The 937-nt window shown below is 53.4% G+C and carries 1 protein-coding gene; it reads right to left on the reverse strand.

Annotated elements, in window-relative coordinates; all coding sequences use genetic code 11:
- Positions 1-299, reverse strand: a 299-nt coding sequence (locus tag GOB90_RS18695; RefSeq protein WP_242012173.1) for a site-specific integrase, incomplete at its 3' end; no start/stop codon positions are given.
- Positions 300-937 lie beyond the last annotated feature (638 nt).

Raw genomic sequence — 937 nt, forward strand, 5'->3', positions numbered from 1 at the left:
GCTCCCACGTCGGCAGGGAGGCTTTGCAGTCTGGCTCCGTAAGCAAGCAGCGATTTGAGTGCACATAACTTTCGCCTGCGGGTCGCTTCAGCTCCCGTCAGACTGTCAAACCAATTCTGCAGATCCTTCAGTTCGACTTCCTCAAGCCGCTTTTGTACATGCCTTAGAAACTCGAAGACGTCGCGCTGATAGGCCTGGCGAGTGTGCTGCCCACGGTTATGAAGCCATGACCGAATGAGCAGATCATCGTCTGAAGATATTGCACATTCCGGCTCTTTCGAAGAGAGAGCGAGTGCCATATCTCCGCTAACCATTTGATTTACCAGTTAAATATACCCGTTTTCCGAAGGCGTTTTCCGCAAGATAACAGGTATTATCTTGCGGCTTCCAGGGGGTCTCTGCGGGTTATCTTGCGGACCGCAAGGATGATGCCCCCGAATAACTCCGGGTTATTCCTGCGAGCGGCAGCGAGATCAGCAACTCTGATGCCGACCGATCTTTCGCCAGCCGCGCCCCATCATGTCACCGAGAAAAGCCGATGACCGGACGGGTGTAGCTGCTTCATTCCGACGGGCAGCATCCTCATGCAGGATGATCGTGTTAATTTTTTCGAGTTGAAATGATGCGACGGCTCCGACTTTCGGCATCCTGTCCGCGTCAGGAATACGAAGCAGAACGCACCTGGCTATCTGACCAGACGTGAGCTCGAAATCTGATCGATGATAGGGCGGACAATTATCAACACATCGAACCCCGACAGGAACGCCCTTGTGCGTTCCTGTCAGAATGAAATCACTTTTCCGCCCACGCAGGATCGTTCCCGGTTTCGGTGAGAGGTCACATGACATGGCTTTCCGGCATAAAAAAGCCCGCAGCAGTCAGGGACTGTGCGGGCGCAATTCTCGATAATGTATGTCTGGATGCCTGTCCCTGTACA

Origin of the sequence: Acetobacter oeni (genome assembly GCF_011516825.1) — a bacterium.
GTDB classification, from domain to species: Bacteria; Pseudomonadota; Alphaproteobacteria; order Acetobacterales; family Acetobacteraceae; genus Acetobacter; species Acetobacter oeni.